This window comes from Paenalcaligenes suwonensis (assembly GCF_011290505.1).
GTDB lineage: Bacteria > Pseudomonadota > Gammaproteobacteria > Burkholderiales > Burkholderiaceae_B > Paenalcaligenes > Paenalcaligenes suwonensis.
Genome location: NZ_JAANPV010000003.1, coordinates 316,778 through 334,883, shown reverse-complemented (window position 1 = coordinate 334,883; position 18,106 = coordinate 316,778). Strand labels below are relative to the sequence as shown.

Sequence of the window (18,106 nt, the reverse complement as noted above, 5' to 3'; positions counted from 1 at the left end):
CCAGTAAGTTAGCGTGTGGGGTTAAGAGGGTTGATGCCTACTTGGCGCAAGAATTGATTAAGCCGTATAAGCGGTAAACCAATAATGGCAGTAGGGTCGTCGGATTGCATGCTATCCATTAAAGCTATGCCTAAGCTTTCGGCTTTGGCGCTGCCAGCTGTATCGTAAGGCTGGTCGTGGTGTAGGTAATAGGTGATTTCGTCGTCGCTAAGTGTGCGGAAGCGACAATGAGTGGGCACGCTATCAATCAGTACGGTGTCGCGGTACACAACGCACAGGGCGCTGTGGAATACGATGGTTTGCCCGCTTAATTGTTGCAGTTGGACAAAGGCTTTATCGTGCGAGCCCGCTTTGCCTATGGGTAAGTGGCCTAGCGTCGCAACTTGGTCACAGCCAATCACAACGGCGTCAGCCTGTTGCTGGGCAACGGCTAGCGCTTTTTCCTGCGCAAGGCGTAATGCCAGTGCATCAGGTAGCTCGCCTGATAGTGGCGTTTCATCAATGTTTGGTGCGATAATATCGAAGTTCAGGGCGAGTCGTTGAAGCATCTCGCGCCTATAGGGTGAACTGGATGCCAGAATCAGACGCATAAGTGGTTTTTTGGTGTGAAAAGTTTGACGGTTCTGCTCTACGCACTGTATTATCTAACGTTTTCCTTACTATTGGAATGCCGGAGGCCATTGTGAGTACCGAGCAATACCTTCTGGATACCTTTACATTTACACAACAACACGAGACTAGAACGGGGCAGTTGGCTGAAGAAAAGCTTGCTCGCGCCATCGAAGGGCTTGTGCCGCAGCGGGGCCAGGTGTTTAATTGGTCTGCTTCGGGTAGTGTAGACACTACTGAACGCCGTTTCATTCGCTTAAAAGTGGATGGTTTTATGGTGTTGCAGTGTCAGCGTTGTCTGCAAGATTACGAATATCCAGTAGTCGTGGACACCATTTTTGAAGTGGTGGAAACAGAAGATGAACTGGATGAAGATGAAGATGATGTAGAGGCACTGGATCGTGTCTTAGCGTCACGGAATCTGGATTTGTTTGGATTGATTGAAGACGAAGTTATTTTGGCGTTGCCTTATATACCGCGCCACGATAGTTGCCCGTCTTTACCCAAAGCTTTGTCTGTAGAGGATGAGCTGGTTCTGGAAACAGAAAAACCCAATCCGTTTGCAGTGTTGGGCAAGCTTAAAAAGTCTTAGCTCATTTTTTTGTATTTATTTATTTGTAGGGTAGGCCGCCTTTTTTATGGTTTGCCCTGTACACAGGAGTCATCATGGCTGTTCAGCAAAACAAAAAGAGCCCTTCACGTCGTGGCATGCGTCGTTCACACGATTCGTTGACTGGGCCAGCAACGGCTATCGAGCCAACTACTGGTGAAATGCACCTGCGCCACCACATCAGCCCTAACGGCGTATACCGTGGTCGCAAAGTTTTGACTACTAAAAACGACGATTAATGCGTTGTTGAGTGCTTCGCAATCACTAGTTTGCGCGCTTGATGTCACAAAAAACAATACGTATCGCCATTGACTGCATGGGCGGGGATGCAGGGTTACCTGTAACTATTCCTGCTGCCATGCAGTTTTCGCAACGGCACTCGGATACTCTCTGCCTGCTCGTGGGTGACGCTGACGCTATTTTGGCGCAGCTTGCCGCGGAAGGTAACCGGTCGGATGACTGGTATCAAATCCTGCCTGCTTCAGAAGTTGTCACTATGGATGACTCTGTAGAGGTGGCTTTACGTCGTAAAAAAGATTCCTCCATGCGTGTGGCGGCTCAAGCTGTTAAAGACGGTTTGGCTGGTGCCTGTATTTCTGCGGGTAATACCGGCGCATGGATGGCAATTAGCCGATACGTACTTAAAACACTAGATGGTATTGATAGACCAGCTATAGCCGCGCCTATCCCGAATTTAAAGGGTGGGGCAACGACTGTGCTGGATCTGGGCGCTAATGTGGACTGCAGTGCAGAACACTTATTGCAATTTGCCATCATGGGTACAGCACTGGTCGCTGCGGTAGATGGACGTGAGCGTCCAACTGTGGGGCTATTAAATATCGGTGAAGAAGTTATTAAAGGCAACGATGTCGTGAAACAAGCGGCAGAGTTGTTACGCCATAGTGGACTGAACTTCCAAGGTAACGTGGAAGGTGACGATATCTGTAAAGGTAGTGTAGATATCGTAGTTTGCGATGGTTTTGTTGGGAATGTGGTTCTGAAGTCTATGGAAGGACTGGCTAAAATGGTAGCCAGTATGTTGCGTGAAGAATTTACGCGTGATGCGCTGAGCATGACTGCAGGTCTAGTTGCCAAACCGGTATTGAAGCGTTTGGGTAAACGCGTCGATAACCGACAATATAATGGTGCTGCCTTGCTAGGCTTGCGCGGCATTGTTATTAAAAGCCATGGCTCAGCAGATGCTTATGCTTATGGTTATGCGTTAGAACGGGCACGTCAGGCTGTGAAAAACGGCTTGTTAGAAGGGACGACAGCAGCAATTGCTCGTCTACAGTGTCATGGTGAAGACAAGATGGATGAGCCAGTTATTGATGTACACTCATCTACGTTAAGTCCTCAGTAACGTATTCAGGAATTTATGTATATGCCCTATGCCAAAATAGTTGGGTCAGGTAGCTATCTGCCGCCCAAGGTGGTTTCCAACGACGATTTGGCGGCCGATCTGGCTACCCGTGGCGTGGAAACATCCGATCAGTGGATACGTGAGCGTACAGGTATACAGCAGCGTCACTTGGCTGAGCGGGGCGTGAAAACAAGTGAGTTGGCGACACTGGCAGCAAAAGCTGCATTAGAAGATGCTGGGGCTCAAGCCTCTGAAATCGATCTGATCGTGTTGGCTACCTCCACGCCTGATTTTGTATTTCCTAGCACCGCATGTCTGGTGCAAGCCAATATTCAAGCTACAAATGCGGCTGCGTTTGATGTGCAGGCAGTATGCAGTGGCTTTGTGTATGCATTGACGACTGCTGAGGTATACATCAAGGCGGGTCGTGCAAAAAATGTATTGGTTATTGGTGCAGAAACTTTCTCTAGTATCCTGGACTGGAACGATCGCAGTACTTGCGTGTTGTTCGGCGATGGTGCCGGTGCGGTAGTGTTAAGCGCCAGTGAAGAGCCGGGTATCATTGGTGCAAAATTGCATGCTGATGGTACTAAGATGCCTATTTTGAGTGCGGCAGGTAATGTGTCCTACGGTGAAGTTGTGGGCGATCCATTCCTGCGTATGGATGGGCAAGCGGTATTTAAATTTGCAGTCAATGCGTTAACGCAGTCTGCGCACCAAGTGTGCGACGAGGCAGGTGTGTCGTTGGACGACATTGATTACATGATTCCGCACCAAGCAAACTTGCGTATATTGAGCTTCTTAGGCCGTAAGTTAGGTGTGTCGGATGACAAAATAGTTGTGACACTGGATAAGCACGCCAACACGTCTGCTGCCAGTGTACCGTTGGCCTTGGATCAGGCCCGTAAAGATGGCCGCCTGGTGCCAGGTAAGCTTGCCTTGCTGCAAGGCGTGGGCGGTGGTTTTACATGGGGTTCCGTGCTGGTACGCATGTAAACCTATAATAAGATGCGCGAGCGCTTTGTCACGAAGGCTCGCGCAATGAATAACTACTCTCTACGACAAACAACTATGAAATTTGCTTTAGTTTTTCCTGGACAAGGTTCGCAGACTGTGGGCATGCTGGACGCTTGGCGTGATAACGCTGCGGTTCAAGCTGTGATGGCAGAAGCGGATCAAGCCTTGGGGCAGTCCTTAAGCGCCTTGATTGCAGAAGGTCCAGCAGAAGATTTGAATCTGACCACCAATACTCAGCCTGCCATGCTTAGTGCCTCTCTGGCTATGTACAAAGCATGGGTAGAAGAAGGTGGTCCAGTGCCTGCGGTAATGGCAGGTCATAGTTTAGGTGAGTACTCTGCGCTGGCTGCGGCGGGTGTGTTTGGCTTGGCGGATGCTGTACGTCTTGTACGTGTGCGTGCTAATGCTATGCAAGACGCTGTGCCTGTAGGTGTGGGTGCGATGGCAGCTATTTTGGGCTTGGATGACGATACTGTGCGCGCTGTGTGTGCAGAGGCAGGTCAGTCCGAAGTTGTGGAAGCGGTTAACTTTAATGCTCCTGCCCAAGTTGTGATCGCGGGTCACAAAGCAGCGGTAGAGCGTGCGTGTGAGTTGGCTAAAGCTAAGGGTGCTAAACGCGCCTTGTTGCTGCCAGTTTCTGCCCCGTTTCATTCCAGTTTGTTAGAGCCTGCGGCTAATGTGCTTGAGGGTGCGTTGGCTGATGTGGTGATGCATGCGCCTGTTGTTCCTGTTATCAACAACGTTGATGTGGCAGAGCCAGCTGATGTACAAGATATACGCTCAGCATTGGTGCGCCAGGCATGGCATGCCGTGCGTTGGGTAGAAACTATTCAGAAAATGAAAGCCATGGGTATTACCCATGTGGTGGAATGCGGTCCAGGTAAGGTGCTGGCTGGTCTGATCAAACGTATTGATCGTGATCTGGAAGTGCTGTCTGTGAACGACCCCGATTCGCTGGCTCAAGCCATTGCGACATTAAAAGGATAAATCATGAGTGCATTGTTAGAGTCCAAAGTAGCGTTGGTTACTGGTGCGACACGTGGCTTGGGTAAAGCGATTGCTGAACAGTTGCAAGCTCAAGGTGCCATTGTGATTGGTACCGCCACCTCTGAAGCTGGTGCAAAAACGATTAGCGACAACTTGGCTGCTGCTGGTGGCCGTGGTGTGGTGCTGGATGTGAATGATGCGCAGGCATGTGAAGCATTGATTGCTGAACTTACTGAGCAGTATGGTGGTCCGCATATTCTGGTGAATAACGCCGGTATTACGCGTGATAACCTCACAATGCGCATGAAAGATGAAGATTACGATGTGGTGATGGACACCAACCTGAAAGCGGTATTTCGCTTGAGTCGTGCAGTGATCAAACCTATGGTCAAAGCGCGCTGGGGTCGCATCATCAATATCACGTCGGTAGTGGGTTACTCTGGCAACGCAGGTCAAGCAAATTATGCTGCAGCTAAAGCAGGTGTGGCAGGAATGTCCCGAGCCTTGGCAAGGGAGCTTGGCAGTCGTAATATTACGGTGAATTGCGTAGCGCCAGGTTTCATTGAGACCGATATGACTAAAGTGCTGAGTGAAACACAAACTGACGCATTGCGTAGCCAAATTCCTCTGGGCCGTTTAGGTGCTCCAGAAGATATTGCCCACGCTGTGAGTTTCCTTGCTAGCCCGCATGCTGCCTACATTACAGGGACTACAATCCATGTAAATGGCGGAATGTACATGTAAAGAGCTTGGAAGTTCTCAGTTCTAAGGTAAAATTATTTGATTTGTAAGGGGCGTATTGGTAGATATCGAAGCTGTATTTTGATTATTCACTACTAATGCTGCCATTTTTTTATCATAGCCTACACCCACATTTACATAGTGTTTGACTATAATTCGTGGGTAGCAATCCCCCAATTGGAGAATCCGCATGGAAAGCATCGAACAGCGCGTCAAGAAGATAGTCGCTGAACAACTTGGCGTTAACGAAGCCGAGATCAAGAACGAATCTTCTTTTCTTGACGACCTCGGTGCCGACTCGCTCGACATGGTCGAGCTCGTGATGGCGCTCGAAGATGAATTCGAAACCGAAATCCCAGACGAAGAAGCTGAGAAAATCACGACGGTTCAGCAAGCTGTTGACTACATCAACGCTAACAGCAAGCAGTAATTTACAATCAAGGGGTGTGAGCAGATTTCTGCTTGCCCCGCTAGGCGGTTTTTGGCGGACATCGCTGAGCAGTTCTGTACTGGTAACCAGCTCAGAACATCATTGATGTTCTGGCCAGACCGCTTTTTTTGTTTTTAGGAGTCATCCGTGAAGCGACGTGTCGTGATTACTGGACTGGGCATTGTTTCCCCGGTCGGCAACGATATTGCTACTGCATGGGATAACATCACTAACGGTCGTTCCGGTATTGGGCGCATTAGCCGTTTTGATGCATCCGAAATTAATGCTCAGATTGCTGGTGAAGTTAAGAATTTTGACGTTACCGAATACATGACTGCTAAAGAAGCCAAGCAGATGGATACTTTTATCCATTATGGTGTGGCAGCAGGTATGCAGGCATGGAAAGACTCCGGGTTAGAGCTTAGCGAGGAAAACGCCGATCGTATCGGTATTATCGTGAGCTCCGGAATCGGTGGCTTACCCCGCATTGAAGATACACAAAAAGATTACTTAGAGCGTGGTGCACGACGGATTTCTCCGTTCTTTGTGCCAGGTTCTTTGATTAACCTGATCTCCGGTCAGCTATCCATCATCTTGGGCGCAAAAGGCCCAAGCTATGCGGTAGTGTCGGCATGTACAACAGGTTTGCATTCCATTGGTGATGCGGCGCGTTTAATTGAATACGGCGACGCAGATGTGATGGTTGCTGGTGGTGCTGAGTCCACAGTATCTCCATTGGGTATTGGTGGCTTTGCAGCGATGCGTGCTTTGTCTACACGCAATGACGATCCAACTACAGCGTCACGTCCTTGGGATCGTGACCGTGATGGTTTCGTGTTGGGTGAAGGTGCTGGTGTGTTGGTACTAGAAGAGTATGAACACGCTCGTCGTCGTGGCGCACGTATTTACGGTGAGTTTGTTGGTTATGGCATGAGCTCTGATGCTCATCACATCACTACTCCCGATAAAGACGGCCCTAAACGCGGCATGTTGAATGCACTGCGCAATGCCGGTTTGGATGCTTCTGCGGTAGATTACGTGAATGCTCACGGTACTTCTACTCCGCTGGGCGACCTTAACGAAAGTGAAGCAATTAAGCTGGCTTTTGGCGACCACGCTAAAAAACTAGTAGTGAACTCCACTAAGTCCATGACCGGTCACCTATTAGGTGCTGCTGGTGGGATTGAAGCGGTATTCACAACCCTGGCTGTGTACAACCAGATTTCTCCGCCTACTATCAATATCTTTAATCAAGATCCTGCATGTGATCTGGATTACTGCGCGAATGTGGCGCGAGACATGAAGATCGATGTTGCTTTGTCGAACTCCTTTGGTTTCGGTGGAACCAATGGCTCGATGATTGTGAAGCGTCACGCCTAACACTGTGCCACGGGCAGCGTCGGTTCTTTCTAAAACCCGAGCTATTACACTCCAGACGCCTGTCTGGGTGTGGTGCTCGGTTTTTTTGTTGCCTGTTTTTGTGTCCCTTTGTGTATTCCCTGTTGTCACCCAATATGCTGCGGTAGAGTATGCCCTAGTGGCAGCGTTATTGGTTGCTGCTGGGGGATATGGCTATTGTGTGCATCAAAATGATGCCCATATAGTAGAAATGGGGTGGCAGGGCGGGCAGTGGCAGTTACGGCTACTGCAAGCACACCGCGCAGAGTTCTGTGTTGGTACCCTGCAGTATGTATGGCGAACACCGTGGTGGATAGTATTGAGTTTTTCTCTGAATAAGTGCGATGCAAAAAAAGAACGTGGCTGTTTCAGCGTTTGGCGTTCTACCTGTAATCCCGAACTATGGCGCGCTTTACAAAAACGACTGAATCGTGACTTGCTTACTAGCCAAGTAGCGACAGCAAAGGAAGCGACATGAGTGAGCGTGATGTCGATGCAGATCTAGTTAAGCGGGTACAAAAAGGCGATAAACGTGCTTTTGATTTGTTGGTACTGAAGTACCAGCGTCGCATTATGCGTTTGTTGTCGCGAATGGTACGTGACCCTGCTGAAGTGGAAGATGTGACGCAGGAAACATTTATTAAAGCCTATAGAGCGCTAGCCCAATTTAGAGGCGAGAGCGCCTTTTATACGTGGCTTTACCGTATTGCTATTAATACGGCACGTAACTGGCAGGCTTCGGCCAATCGTAGACCTTTGTTAATTAATCCTACAGAAAATGATGAAGGTGAAACTTTTGACCAAATTGATAACCTAACAGACATCAGCACCCCTGAGTCTGAAATGGTAAGCAAGCAGGTTGTAGAGACGGTGAATGCAGCCATTGCAGCCTTACCTGAAGAATTGCGTACTGCCATTGTCTTGCGTGAGATAGAAGGCATGAGCTATGAGGATATTGCTCAAACAATGGGCTGTCCAATTGGTACGGTGCGTTCACGGATTTTCCGTGCCCGAGAAGCAATTGCTACTGAGTTGCGCCCGGTGCGGGAAGCGGGTAGTACAGATCGAGGTTGGTAGAAGGAATACGTCATGGTGAAGAATTCACAGTTGATCATTACAGAAGAGACAGAAACGGCGAGTTGGGAAGCCACGGTTTCTTCTTGGGTGGACGGCGAGGGAGAGGTTCGCGCTGATGAACTGGATACGCCTTATGGGCGCCAGATCTGGGATACCTATCACTTGATTGGTGATGTGTTGCGCAGCGAAGAGCTAGCCCTGTCACCTTCGGATAAGTTTTATGCACGTCTTTCTAAGGCCATTGATGAAGAGCCCATCGTTTTTGCTCCTCAGCATAAACGCATGAAAAGGTCAGTGAGTGTAGGGCTTTCCAGTTTGGCCGCGGCGGCTGCCGTAGCAGCTGTGGCATGGGTAGCTACCCCTACCACAGGCATTTTGAGTGATACCCCTTCAGAGCCAGTATTGGCCATTGCTGCAGACGATGTCTGGTGGGATTACTTAGACGCGCATCGGGATATGTCTGGTTTAGGACCGGTGCGTCAGGTGTCCTATGATCAAGGAGCATTGCAGTAATGGTGAGGGACTGGGTTTTTGCTGCCAAATCGGGACGTGGAGCACGAGGCTTTGGCGTGCTGCTGTGCTCAGCCGTGCTGGGGCTATCGTTTTTGCCACAGGCGGCACATGCAACGTTGATTCAGGACTCCTCTGTACCTGAAAGTTTCCTCTTTTTGCAGGAAATTCAGCAGGCAGCTCGCGATTTGGATTACGCGGGGATAGTTACCTATACGCAAGATGGTTCTACACAGGCCATTAACGTTGTGCATAGGGTAGATGGTACGGGTGAGCGTGAGCGGTTGGAGCTATTAGATGGCACACCGCGCGAGTACTTGAGACATAACGATGAGGTTTTATGTCTTGTGCCTGAACGTAAGCTGATCGTTGTTGAGAAGCGTAGACCAGATCGTTTCCCTGCTATTTTGCTTACCGCTATAGACAATGTGCAGAACTATTACTCAGCCAGTGTCATGGACGAGGTGCAGCGTATTGCTGGCCGTGAGTGCCGTGTTTATGAGCTGCTTCCCAAAGATGCGCTGCGCTATGGTTATCGATTTTGTGCCGATATCGCCAACTCACTTCTGTTGCAGGCCGAGACCTTAAATGCCAATGGCGAGGTGATTAATCAAATCGCATTCGCCAACATTGCCTATGACAATCGTGTGCCTATGTCAGGCTTAGATTCGGCATTTAATACTGATGGCTGGCGTACGCTAAATGCGTACATGGAAGATGTGGACTTGGTGTCAGAGGGTTGGGCAATTCCATACCCTAACGGTTTTGAACCTGTGACACAGGTAGTGCGCTCTATGCGAGCCACACGGAAAGTAGTGCAATTGGTGATGTCAGATGGGTTGGCGGCTATTTCCGTTTTTATTGAGCCTGTGAGCAATCATGGTTCGTATATGCAAGCGGATCAGGGCTCTAGCCGTGGAAGTATGAATTTGTACCGTACGCAAGTGGCCGAGTATTGGGTCACGGCGACGGGAGAGGTTCCGTTGAGTACATTGCGCGATTTGGCAGCAAACGTGGAATATGTGCCATTTAACAAAAAAAATTGACGCTCATGCTATAGGAGTTAATGATGCAAGTCATTCGTTCTGGATACCAAAAATTGGCAGCTCCTTTGGCTGCTGTGGCAACTGGGCTGGCCGTGGCGTTAGTGACGCCGCAAGTGTTCGCTCAGGCCGAGGAGTCTAGACCTGTACCTACGGTAACCCTGCCTGATTTTTCAGGGATTGTAGAGAAAACAGAGAAGTCTGTTGTGAATATTCGTACCACTGAGGTTGTGCCTGTGTATCAGGGCGGTGGTGCAGAGGGCGACCCTTACGATTTGTTCCGCTGGTTCTTTGGTCCTGATATGGCACCTCCCGGTGCGCCTCCTGGAGCAGCACCACGTCAACGTGGCCCCCAACAGGCTGTACCGCCACAACAGCGCGAACGTGTAGTGCCTCGTGGTGTGGGGTCGGGTTTTATTATCTCGGACGATGGTTATGTTCTGACCAACAACCACGTAGTGGCTGATGCCAATGACATTTTTGTAACGCTAACCGACGGTAAAGAATACAAAGCGACGATAGTAGGTCGCGATGAGCGTACCGATGTAGCCTTGATTAAAATTGATGCTAAGTCGTTGCCGCCTCTAGAAATCGGTGATCCTGGTGCCTTGAAGAAAGGTCAATGGGTAGTGGCCATTGGTTCGCCTTTTGGTTTGGACTCCACCGTGACGGTGGGTGTGGTGAGTGCGATTAACCGTGATACAGGTGATTACTTGCCGTTCATCCAAACGGATGTGGCAGTGAACCCTGGTAACTCGGGCGGCCCATTGCTCAACTTGAGCGGTGAAGTGGTTGGGATGAACTCCCAGATCGTTTCCCGTAGCGGTGGTTTCATGGGTATTTCGTTGGCTATTCCTATTGATGAAGTCATGCAGGTAGTAGCGCAACTGAAAGAGCATGGCAAAGTGACGCGTGGCCGCATTGGCGTACAGATTACTCAGGTGGATGAAGCTGTGGCCAAAGCATTGGGTCTAGAAGATGCTAAAGGTGCATTGGTCAGCGCGGTAGAGCCTGATGGCCCAGCAGCGAAAGCCGGTATTCGTTCAGGTGACGTGATCTTGAAGTTCGGTGACAGACGCGTTGAGCACATGAGCGACTTGCCTCGTACGGTGGGTGCAGTGAAACCGGGTACTGAAGTGCCAGTAGAAGTATGGCGTAAAGGTAAACTCGTTACCCTGAAAGCAACCGTAGAAGAGATTCCTGGTGCGCCAGAAAGCAACGATACCAGTGCTCCAGCCCCTAGCAATGTCGACCGTTTGGGCATGAGTGTAAAAGCCATGAGCAAAGCGGAAGCTGAGCAGATGGGTGTAGAAGCCGGTGTGCTTGTGGCAGAAGCTTCGGGTGCAGCGGCTGAAACGGGTATCATGGAAGGTGATGTGATTATGCGCATCAACGACCAAGATATTGATAGCCCTTCGCAATACAACAAAGTGGTAAAAGGCTTGCCTAAAGACAAGGCTGCCGCTGTGTTGGTGGTGCGTGGCAGCAACTCTCAATGGCTGTTAATCACGCCAGAAGAATAATGTGCCGTAAAAAGGTAAAATAACTGTTATGCAGATGGGGGCGCCCGGAGCGCCCCTCTTTTTTGCCATGAAATAAGGTCATCTTCTATTTCAGGCAGCATTTCTTTAACCGCTGTTTTTTTGTTTTTGGGCCTATGGACCATATTCGCAACTTCTCCATTATTGCTCACATCGATCACGGTAAATCCACGTTGGCAGATAGACTGATCCAACGTTGTGGTGGCCTGGAAGATCGTGAAATGTCCACACAAGTTTTGGACTCCATGGATATTGAACGTGAGCGGGGGATTACGATCAAAGCCCAGACGGCTGCCTTGCACTACAAAGCTAGAGACGGCAAGGTCTACAATCTGAATCTGATTGATACCCCCGGGCACGTAGACTTCTCGTATGAAGTTTCCCGCTCGCTGTCCGCGTGTGAAGGTGCATTGTTAGTGGTTGACGCTTCACAAGGTGTGGAAGCGCAAACGGTAGCAACCTGCTATACCGCGCTGGAGCAAGAGTTAGAAGTAATTCCTGTATTGAATAAAATGGATTTGCCTTCGGCAGATCCAGAAGCCGCTCGTCAAGAAATAGAAGACGTGATCGGTATTGATGCGTCAGAAGCTATACCAGCCAGTGCTAAAACAGGTATGGGCATTGAGGATATTTTAGAAGCGGTGGTGAACAAGGTTCCTGCACCGCAAGGCGATCCGAATGCACCGTTGCAAGCACTGATCATTGACTCCTGGTTTGATAACTACGTGGGTGTGGTGATGTTGGTTCGTATTGTGAACGGCCAACTCAGACAAAAGGATAAGGTGCTGCTGATGTCTACCGCAGCCACGCACAACGCAGACCAAATTGGTGTGTTTACGCCAAAATCCACACCGCGTGATGTATTGTCCGCGGGGGAAGTGGGTTTCATTATTACGGGCATGAAAGAGCTAGAGCATGCCAAAGTGGGTGACACGGTTACTCATGCTGCTAAGCCTGCTAGCGAACCACTGCCTGGTTTTGTGGAAGTGAAACCTCAGGTTTTTGCTGGCTTGTACCCGGTAGAAAGTAGTGAATACGATCAGTTGCGTGATTCGCTGGAAAAGCTGAAGTTAAACGATGCATCGTTGATGTTCGAACCAGAAGTTTCCCAAGCCTTGGGCTTTGGCTTCCGATGTGGCTTCTTGGGGCTTTTGCACATGGAAATTGTGCAAGAGCGCTTAGAGCGTGAGTTCGACATGGACATCATCACTACGGCACCATCGGTAGTGTATGAAGTGCAGCGTAACGATGGCGAAATCTTGATGATTGAAAGCCCATCACGTATGCCCGAGGTCGGCCACATTGCCGATATACGAGAGCCTATTGTTGAGGTGTCACTATTGATGCCACAAGACTACGTGGGTCCAGTGATGACGCTCTGTAATGCCAAACGTGGCGTACAGAAAAACATGACGTATTTAGGCCGCCAAGTAAGCTTGGTGTACGAAATGCCGTTGGCCGAAATTGTTTTGGACTTCTTTGATAAGTTGAAATCGGTTTCGCGTGGCTATGCGTCCATGGACTATGAGTTCATCGAGTACCGTTCTGCCGATGTGGTGAAGGTAGACGTGCTGATCAACGGCGACCGAGTCGATGCATTGTCGGTCATTGTGCACCGAGCCAATGCGCGTTTCCGCGGGCGTGAAGTTGTGTCTAAGATGCGCAGCCTTATCCCTCGCCAAATGTTTGATATTGCGATTCAAGCCGCTATTGGTGCTGACATTATTTCCCGTGAAAACGTGAAAGCCTTGCGTAAGAACGTATTGGCCAAGTGTTATGGTGGTGATATTTCTCGTAAGAAAAAACTGCTAGAGAAACAGAAAGCCGGTAAGAAACGTATGAAACAAGTGGGGAACGTAGAAATTCCTCAAGAGGCGTTTTTGGCTATTTTGCAAGTTGACGAAAAGTAACAGACAAAGGATCACTAACCATGCGCTGGGATTTTTCCCTCATTTTATTTGTTCTTTTATTGCTGACCGGTGTGGTGTGGGCATGGAATAAGTTTTCCTTAGCCGCTAAGCGCCGCCAGCGTGCACGTGACGCTATGTCCGCCATCCCAGACCTTCCTGGGGTGGATGCGGGCGAGATCGACAAGTTGCGCAAAGATGCTTATGCCAAAGCAATGAAAATGCCATGGTGGGTAGAGTATGGCGTGAGCTTCTTTCCGGTCATTTTGTTTGTGTTTATTTTACGTTCGTTCATTTTTGAACCGTTCCGTATTCCATCAGGTTCTATGTTGCCTACTTTGCAAAATGGCGATTTTATCTTGGTGAATAAATACGAATATGGCATCAGATTGCCTGTGTTAAATACTAAAATTGTTGACACAGGCTCCCCAGAGCGTGGTGATGTGCTGGTGTTTCGTTACCCTGTGCAGCCTGAGATTGATTACATCAAACGCGTAGTGGGCCTGCCTGGCGATGTGGTGGAGTACCGTGACAAAGTGCTGTATATCAATGGCACTAAAGTAAACGAAGTGCGTGATGGTGATTATTTTGAACCTGATCACAGTCGCTACACCGGTAAGTATGTAGAGCAGTTGGGTAAAGTGAAGCACGATATTTTGTTAGATAAGCGTGCGCCTCAATACTACCGTCCTATTACTGATTTCCCGTACCGTGATCGTTGTGAGTACTTCCCTGCCGGTTTACGTTGTACCGTTCCCGAGGGGAATTATTTCGTAATGGGTGATAACCGCGATAACAGCCAAGACAGCCGCTATTGGGGTTTTGTACCCGATGAAAATATAGTGGGTAGAGCTTTCCTCATCTGGATGAACTTCGGTGAGTTTGGCCGTATAGGAAGATTTCAATAATGGCACGCTTGCAAAAGCTAGAACAACGGATTAACTATCAGTTTTCTGATCAGGCATTGCTTGAACAGGCGCTGACGCACCGTAGCCATAGTGCAAAACACAATGAGCGCCTAGAGTTTCTAGGCGACTCGGTGTTGAACTTTGTGGTGGCATCACTGCTGTTCAAACGGTTTCAAAAGATTGATGAAGGTGATTTGTCGAGGTTGCGTGCTAATTTGGTGAAGCAGGCTACCTTGGCTGATATCGCCCAACGATTGGAATTATCCGATTATCTGCGATTAGGCGAGGGCGAGCTTAAAAGCGGTGGTTTCAGACGTCCTTCCATTTTGTCGGATGCCTTAGAAGCCATTTTTGGTGCGGTATATCTAGATGGTGGTTTTGACCAAGCAGAAAAGGTCATTACAGGGCAGTTTGAAGCCATTATGGTGGATATTGATCCCAAAACATTAGGTAAAGATCCTAAAACCTTGCTGCAAGAGTTGTTACAAGGTCATAGGTTGGCTCTGCCGGTATATACCGTAGTGGCAACGCATGGGGCAGCGCATAATCAGACCTTTGATGTGCAGTGCCATATAGAGAAGTTAGATCTTACGCTGACTGCTAGCGGCAGCAGCCGTCGTGCGGCAGAACAAGCCACAGCAGAACAAGCCATAGAACACGTGTCCGCCTTTTTGGACAATAAGGCAGGGCGCCAGAAGCGCAGCCGTAATCCACAGTTAAGTCTGCCGGTTGCCGTCAGTCAGGAGCAGTCATGAACACTACGCAAGACTTTCATTGCGGTTTTATCGCCGTAGTAGGGCGCCCTAACGTGGGCAAGTCTACGTTGACCAATGCTCTGGTTGGCACCAAAGTTTCTATTGTGTCACGTAAAGCGCAAACCACGCGTCACCGTATTCACAGCGTACTAACGCGTGATGATGCGCAGTTTGTCTTTGTTGATACCCCGGGTTTTCAAACCCGTCATGGCGGTGCGATGAACCGCATGATGAATCGCGTAGTGACCCAAGCCTTGGCTGACGTGGACGTAGTGATTCAAGTGGTAGAAGCTGGAAAATGGACGCCGGGTGATGAACAACTGGTTCCTTTGCTACCTAAAAATGCCAAAGTGATTTTGGTGATCAACAAGGTAGACATGCTGAAAAACAAAGCTGACCTATTGCCTTTCATTGCGCAGGTGAGCCAGAAGTTTAACTACACCGCTGTGGTTCCGCTTAGTGCGGCTAAAGGGTTGCAGTTAGATGTGCTGTTAAATGAAGTCGCAGCACACTTGCCAGTGGGTGAGCCCATGTTCGAAGAGGACACGCTTACCGATAGGTCCATGAAGTTCATCGCGGCAGAGTTAATGCGCGAAAAAATCTTCCGCTTGGTGGGTGACGAGCTGCCTTACAGCTGTACCGTCATGATAGAAGAGTGGGATGAAAATGAAAAAGGCGCACGTATTTCTGCGTGTGTACTGGTAGAGCGTGAAGGCCACAAGCCCATTTTGTTAGGCGCGGGTGGAGAGCATATGAAGCGTATCGCCAGTGAGGCTCGTCAAGATATTGAACGCATGTTGGAAAAGCCTGTGTTTTTGAATGTGTACGTCAAAGTACGCAAGGGCTGGTCTGACCGGGAGGCATCGCTGCGCGAGCTGGGGTATGAGTAGACAGCGTCAGCGTGTGCAGCATGAACGGGCGTACGTGCTGCACAGTATGGCCTGGCGTGAAACCTCGTTATTGATTCAGGTCTTTAGCCAGCAATATGGCACTGTATCGCTGGTAGCCAAGGGGGCCAAGCGCCCCTATTCAGCGTTGCGAGCCGTGTTGTCGGTATTTCAGCCTCTGCATGTAGGGTGGACGGGGGCGAATGAAGTGAAAACCTTAACGCAAGCGGAGTGCGCGGGTCTACATGTGTTATCAGGACGGGCAATGATGTCAGTCTGGTACATGAACGAACTGCTGCTGCGTTTGTTGCCTAAGGAAGATCCTCACGATGTGCTGTTTACTGCGTATGAGCAAGCCTTAGAGCATTTGGCCCATCATCCTAAACAGGCATCCTTAGCGTTGCGTAGGTTTGAGTGGATACTGCTGCAAGAAACAGGGTATGGCTTGGATCAACAACTGCCTGATTTTAGCGATGTAGAACAAGAACCCTACTTGCGCACCTTGTTGCGTGAGCGCTTAGATGAGTTGTTGGGACGCCCACTGCGCACGCGCGGGGTGATGATGGATCTACTGCATCTGCAGTCATGACAACCACTTCCGTATCTTCTACTACTGACACAACCACCCCCATTGTGGTGTTAGATGCCTGTGTCATGATCTCAAACGTATTGCGCTACTTATGTTTGGGCTTAGCCAGAGCGCAGGTATTTCAACCCGCATGGAGTCCAGTCATCGCCGATGAATGGCGACGCAATGCTTCTAGGTTGTGGGAAGTGCCCGAGTCACAATTACAGTTGGATTGGGATGCGTGGCAGCAAGAGTTTCCACAGGCAGATCAAGGCAATGTGCAGCTCTTTAAAGAGGGTTTGCGCTATAGTGATCCCAAGGACTGGCATGTGATTGCGGCAGCCAGGGCAGCGCAAGAAAACTTTAGTGGGCGTACCGTGGGTGTGCTCACTAAAAACCTTAAAGATTTCAATAAGTCAGAGCTACGACGTATGGGGTTAGTGTTGTGGGCTCCAGATCAGTTTTTAGAAGGACTATGGGCAGAGCATGCGCGCCTGCTATTGTCCTTGCTGGAAGCTATGCCGGATGCTGTGCGAGCACCGGACAAGCCATTATTAAGTGTAGAAGCCTTGCTGAAGCGCGAGCGTTTATATCGCTTTAATCGCTGTTATGAGCAACAGACTCTCACAGGTGAGTAATGAAAAAAGGGGTAGGGTTGTCAGTAGGCGCATCCTTTTTGTTTGCGCTACTGTATTACTACGCAACGCTGCTACGACCACTTGAAGGCACAGAAATCTTTGCGTGGCGTGTGCTGCTGGGTTTTCCTGTGCTGGCTATCTTTATCACGCGCTTAAAACGCTGGGGTGAAGTGGGGCTGATGATACGGCGTATGTTTGGCGACATTCGCTATATGGTCTTGCAAGTCATATGCGCTATTTTATTTGGCCTACAGATGTGGGTGTTTGTGTGGGCGCCATTACATGGCAAAGCGCTAGAAGTGTCTATGGGGTATTTTTTACTACCCCTGATGATGGTGCTTACAGGCAGGGTGTTTTACAAGGAGCAACTCAGCACCTTGCAGCGTATCGCTGTGGCCTTAGCATTTGTGGGCGTGCTACACGAGCTACTGCGTACTTACTCATTTTCGTGGGCTACAGCGTTAGTGGCTTTTGGGTACCCGCCATACTTTGTGATTCGCCGTTATTTAAAAGTGGGGTCATTAAGCTCGTTATTCTTTGATTTCGGCTTTTTGATGATCCCTGCGTTTTATATTTTGTACACACAAGATATTAGTGTGGCGCAGAAGTTTGGCGAGTACGCGCGTTTGTACTGGCAGGTGCCTGTTTTTGGTGCGATCAGTGCATTAGCGTTGCTAGGCTACTTAACAGCCAGCAGGCTATTGCCGCTAGGGTTGTTTGGCATCTTGGGCTATGTTGAGCCGGTCTTGCTGTTCTGGGTGGCGTTCTTGCTGCTAGGAGAGCCTGTGCAAAGCCATGAGTGGTACACCTACATACCTATATGGTTGGCGGTGCTGTTGGTGGCTGTAGAGGGCTTTTTGGCGTGGCGCAGGGAGCAGCGTAGTAAAGGGGCGGCGAAGTAGCTGCACTGTGTCCATTCGTGATGTGGATTAACGAATAGTGGGTTTCCACTTGTAATGTTGCTTCAGGATGACGGCTGTATCCATCGCACTCGCTTGAGGGACTGCGGAACAACTTTTTGTGATTTGAGACACCAAATCAAAAAAGTTTTCCTCCGCCTCCTCCGAGGTATCGCAATTGCTAGGTTTACAGCCCTTTCTGTAGTGGCTGTGTTTCT

General features: G+C 49.4%; 21 protein-coding genes. 20 read left to right on the top strand and 1 reads right to left on the bottom strand.

Features of this window, described 5'->3' with window-relative positions:
• Window positions 1-8: 8 nt before the first annotated feature.
• Window positions 9-548: a Maf family protein gene (locus tag GY634_RS06830; protein WP_242683630.1), complete on the bottom strand. Its 540-nt coding sequence runs from the start codon at window positions 546-548 to the stop codon at window positions 9-11.
• A 134-nt stretch (window positions 549-682) separates the two neighbouring features.
• On the opposite strand from GY634_RS06830, the gene GY634_RS06825 reads away from it, so the two are divergent.
• The 20 genes from GY634_RS06825 to rarD all read left to right on the top strand — a co-directional run bounded on the left by GY634_RS06825 (window position 683) and on the right by rarD (window position 17,891).
• Window positions 683-1,201 carry a YceD family protein gene (locus tag GY634_RS06825; protein WP_166407787.1) on the top strand — a complete coding sequence of 173 codons (519 nt, stop codon included), beginning with the start codon at window positions 683-685 and terminating at the stop codon, window positions 1,199-1,201.
• Window positions 1,202-1,275: 74 nt separating this feature from the next.
• Window positions 1,276-1,458, top strand: coding sequence for a 50S ribosomal protein L32 (rpmF, locus tag GY634_RS06820; protein ID WP_166407786.1), 183 nt, complete (start codon window positions 1,276-1,278; stop codon window positions 1,456-1,458).
• Between the two features lie 41 nt (window positions 1,459-1,499).
• The gene (gene plsX, locus GY634_RS06815; RefSeq protein ID WP_166407785.1) at window positions 1,500-2,582 is read left to right on the top strand and encodes a phosphate acyltransferase PlsX; all 1,083 of its coding nucleotides are present in this window, start codon (window positions 1,500-1,502) and stop codon (window positions 2,580-2,582) included.
• A 21-nt stretch (window positions 2,583-2,603) separates the two neighbouring features.
• Complete coding sequence (locus GY634_RS06810; RefSeq protein WP_166407784.1) at window positions 2,604-3,578, top strand: beta-ketoacyl-ACP synthase III; 975 nt, start codon at window positions 2,604-2,606, stop codon at window positions 3,576-3,578.
• A 75-nt stretch (window positions 3,579-3,653) separates the two neighbouring features.
• Window positions 3,654-4,586, top strand: coding sequence for an ACP S-malonyltransferase (gene fabD, locus GY634_RS06805; RefSeq protein ID WP_166407783.1), 933 nt, complete (start codon window positions 3,654-3,656; stop codon window positions 4,584-4,586).
• Window positions 4,587-4,589: 3 nt separating this feature from the next.
• Window positions 4,590-5,330, top strand: a complete 741-nt coding sequence (fabG, locus tag GY634_RS06800; RefSeq protein ID WP_166407782.1) for a 3-oxoacyl-ACP reductase FabG — start codon at window positions 4,590-4,592, stop codon at window positions 5,328-5,330.
• Window positions 5,331-5,517: 187 nt separating this feature from the next.
• Window positions 5,518-5,757 (top strand): acyl carrier protein, encoded by a 240-nt coding sequence (gene acpP, locus GY634_RS06795; RefSeq protein ID WP_135861708.1) that lies wholly within the window; start codon window positions 5,518-5,520, stop codon window positions 5,755-5,757.
• Window positions 5,758-5,904: 147 nt separating this feature from the next.
• A complete protein-coding gene (gene fabF, locus GY634_RS06790) occupies window positions 5,905-7,137 on the top strand; it encodes a beta-ketoacyl-ACP synthase II (protein ID WP_166407781.1) in 1,233 nt (410 codons plus the stop codon).
• 100 nt (window positions 7,138-7,237) lie between these two features.
• A complete protein-coding gene (locus GY634_RS06785) occupies window positions 7,238-7,633 on the top strand; it encodes a hypothetical protein (protein WP_166407780.1) in 396 nt (131 codons plus the stop codon).
• The gene (gene rpoE, locus GY634_RS06780) at window positions 7,630-8,232 is read left to right on the top strand and encodes an RNA polymerase sigma factor RpoE (protein ID WP_166407779.1); all 603 of its coding nucleotides are present in this window, start codon (window positions 7,630-7,632) and stop codon (window positions 8,230-8,232) included. The genes GY634_RS06785 and rpoE overlap by 4 nt, the downstream gene beginning before the upstream one ends.
• Window positions 8,233-8,244: 12 nt before the next feature.
• Entirely contained in the window at window positions 8,245-8,745 is a 501-nt protein-coding gene (locus GY634_RS06775; RefSeq protein ID WP_166407778.1) for a sigma-E factor negative regulatory protein, read from the top strand.
• On the top strand, window positions 8,745-9,788 hold the full coding sequence (locus tag GY634_RS06770; RefSeq protein WP_166407777.1) for a MucB/RseB C-terminal domain-containing protein: 1,044 nt from the start codon (window positions 8,745-8,747) through the stop codon (window positions 9,786-9,788). Before GY634_RS06775 ends, GY634_RS06770 begins: the two co-directional genes overlap by 1 nt.
• 20 nt (window positions 9,789-9,808) lie before the next feature.
• Window positions 9,809-11,308 carry a DegQ family serine endoprotease gene (locus tag GY634_RS06765; RefSeq protein ID WP_166407776.1) on the top strand — a complete coding sequence of 500 codons (1,500 nt, stop codon included), beginning with the start codon at window positions 9,809-9,811 and terminating at the stop codon, window positions 11,306-11,308.
• A gap of 134 nt (window positions 11,309-11,442) precedes the next feature.
• Window positions 11,443-13,236 (top strand): translation elongation factor 4, encoded by a 1,794-nt coding sequence (gene lepA / locus GY634_RS06760; RefSeq protein WP_166407775.1) that lies wholly within the window; start codon window positions 11,443-11,445, stop codon window positions 13,234-13,236.
• A 20-nt stretch (window positions 13,237-13,256) separates the two neighbouring features.
• Entirely contained in the window at window positions 13,257-14,141 is an 885-nt protein-coding gene (gene lepB / locus GY634_RS06755) for a signal peptidase I (protein WP_166407774.1), read from the top strand.
• Window positions 14,141-14,896, top strand: coding sequence for a ribonuclease III (gene rnc, locus GY634_RS06750; protein WP_166407773.1), 756 nt, complete (start codon window positions 14,141-14,143; stop codon window positions 14,894-14,896). The genes lepB and rnc overlap by 1 nt, the downstream gene beginning before the upstream one ends.
• Complete coding sequence (gene era, locus GY634_RS06745; RefSeq protein ID WP_166407772.1) at window positions 14,893-15,786, top strand: GTPase Era; 894 nt, start codon at window positions 14,893-14,895, stop codon at window positions 15,784-15,786. The genes rnc and era overlap by 4 nt, the downstream gene beginning before the upstream one ends.
• The gene (gene recO, locus GY634_RS06740) at window positions 15,779-16,372 is read left to right on the top strand and encodes a DNA repair protein RecO (protein WP_166407771.1); all 594 of its coding nucleotides are present in this window, start codon (window positions 15,779-15,781) and stop codon (window positions 16,370-16,372) included. The genes era and recO overlap by 8 nt, the downstream gene beginning before the upstream one ends.
• A complete protein-coding gene (locus GY634_RS06735) occupies window positions 16,369-16,989 on the top strand; it encodes a PIN domain-containing protein (RefSeq protein WP_166407770.1) in 621 nt (206 codons plus the stop codon). The genes recO and GY634_RS06735 overlap by 4 nt, the downstream gene beginning before the upstream one ends.
• Window positions 16,989-17,891, top strand: a complete 903-nt coding sequence (gene rarD / locus GY634_RS06730) for an EamA family transporter RarD (RefSeq protein ID WP_166407769.1) — start codon at window positions 16,989-16,991, stop codon at window positions 17,889-17,891. Before GY634_RS06735 ends, rarD begins: the two co-directional genes overlap by 1 nt.
• The last annotated feature ends 215 nt before the right edge of the window (window positions 17,892-18,106 follow it).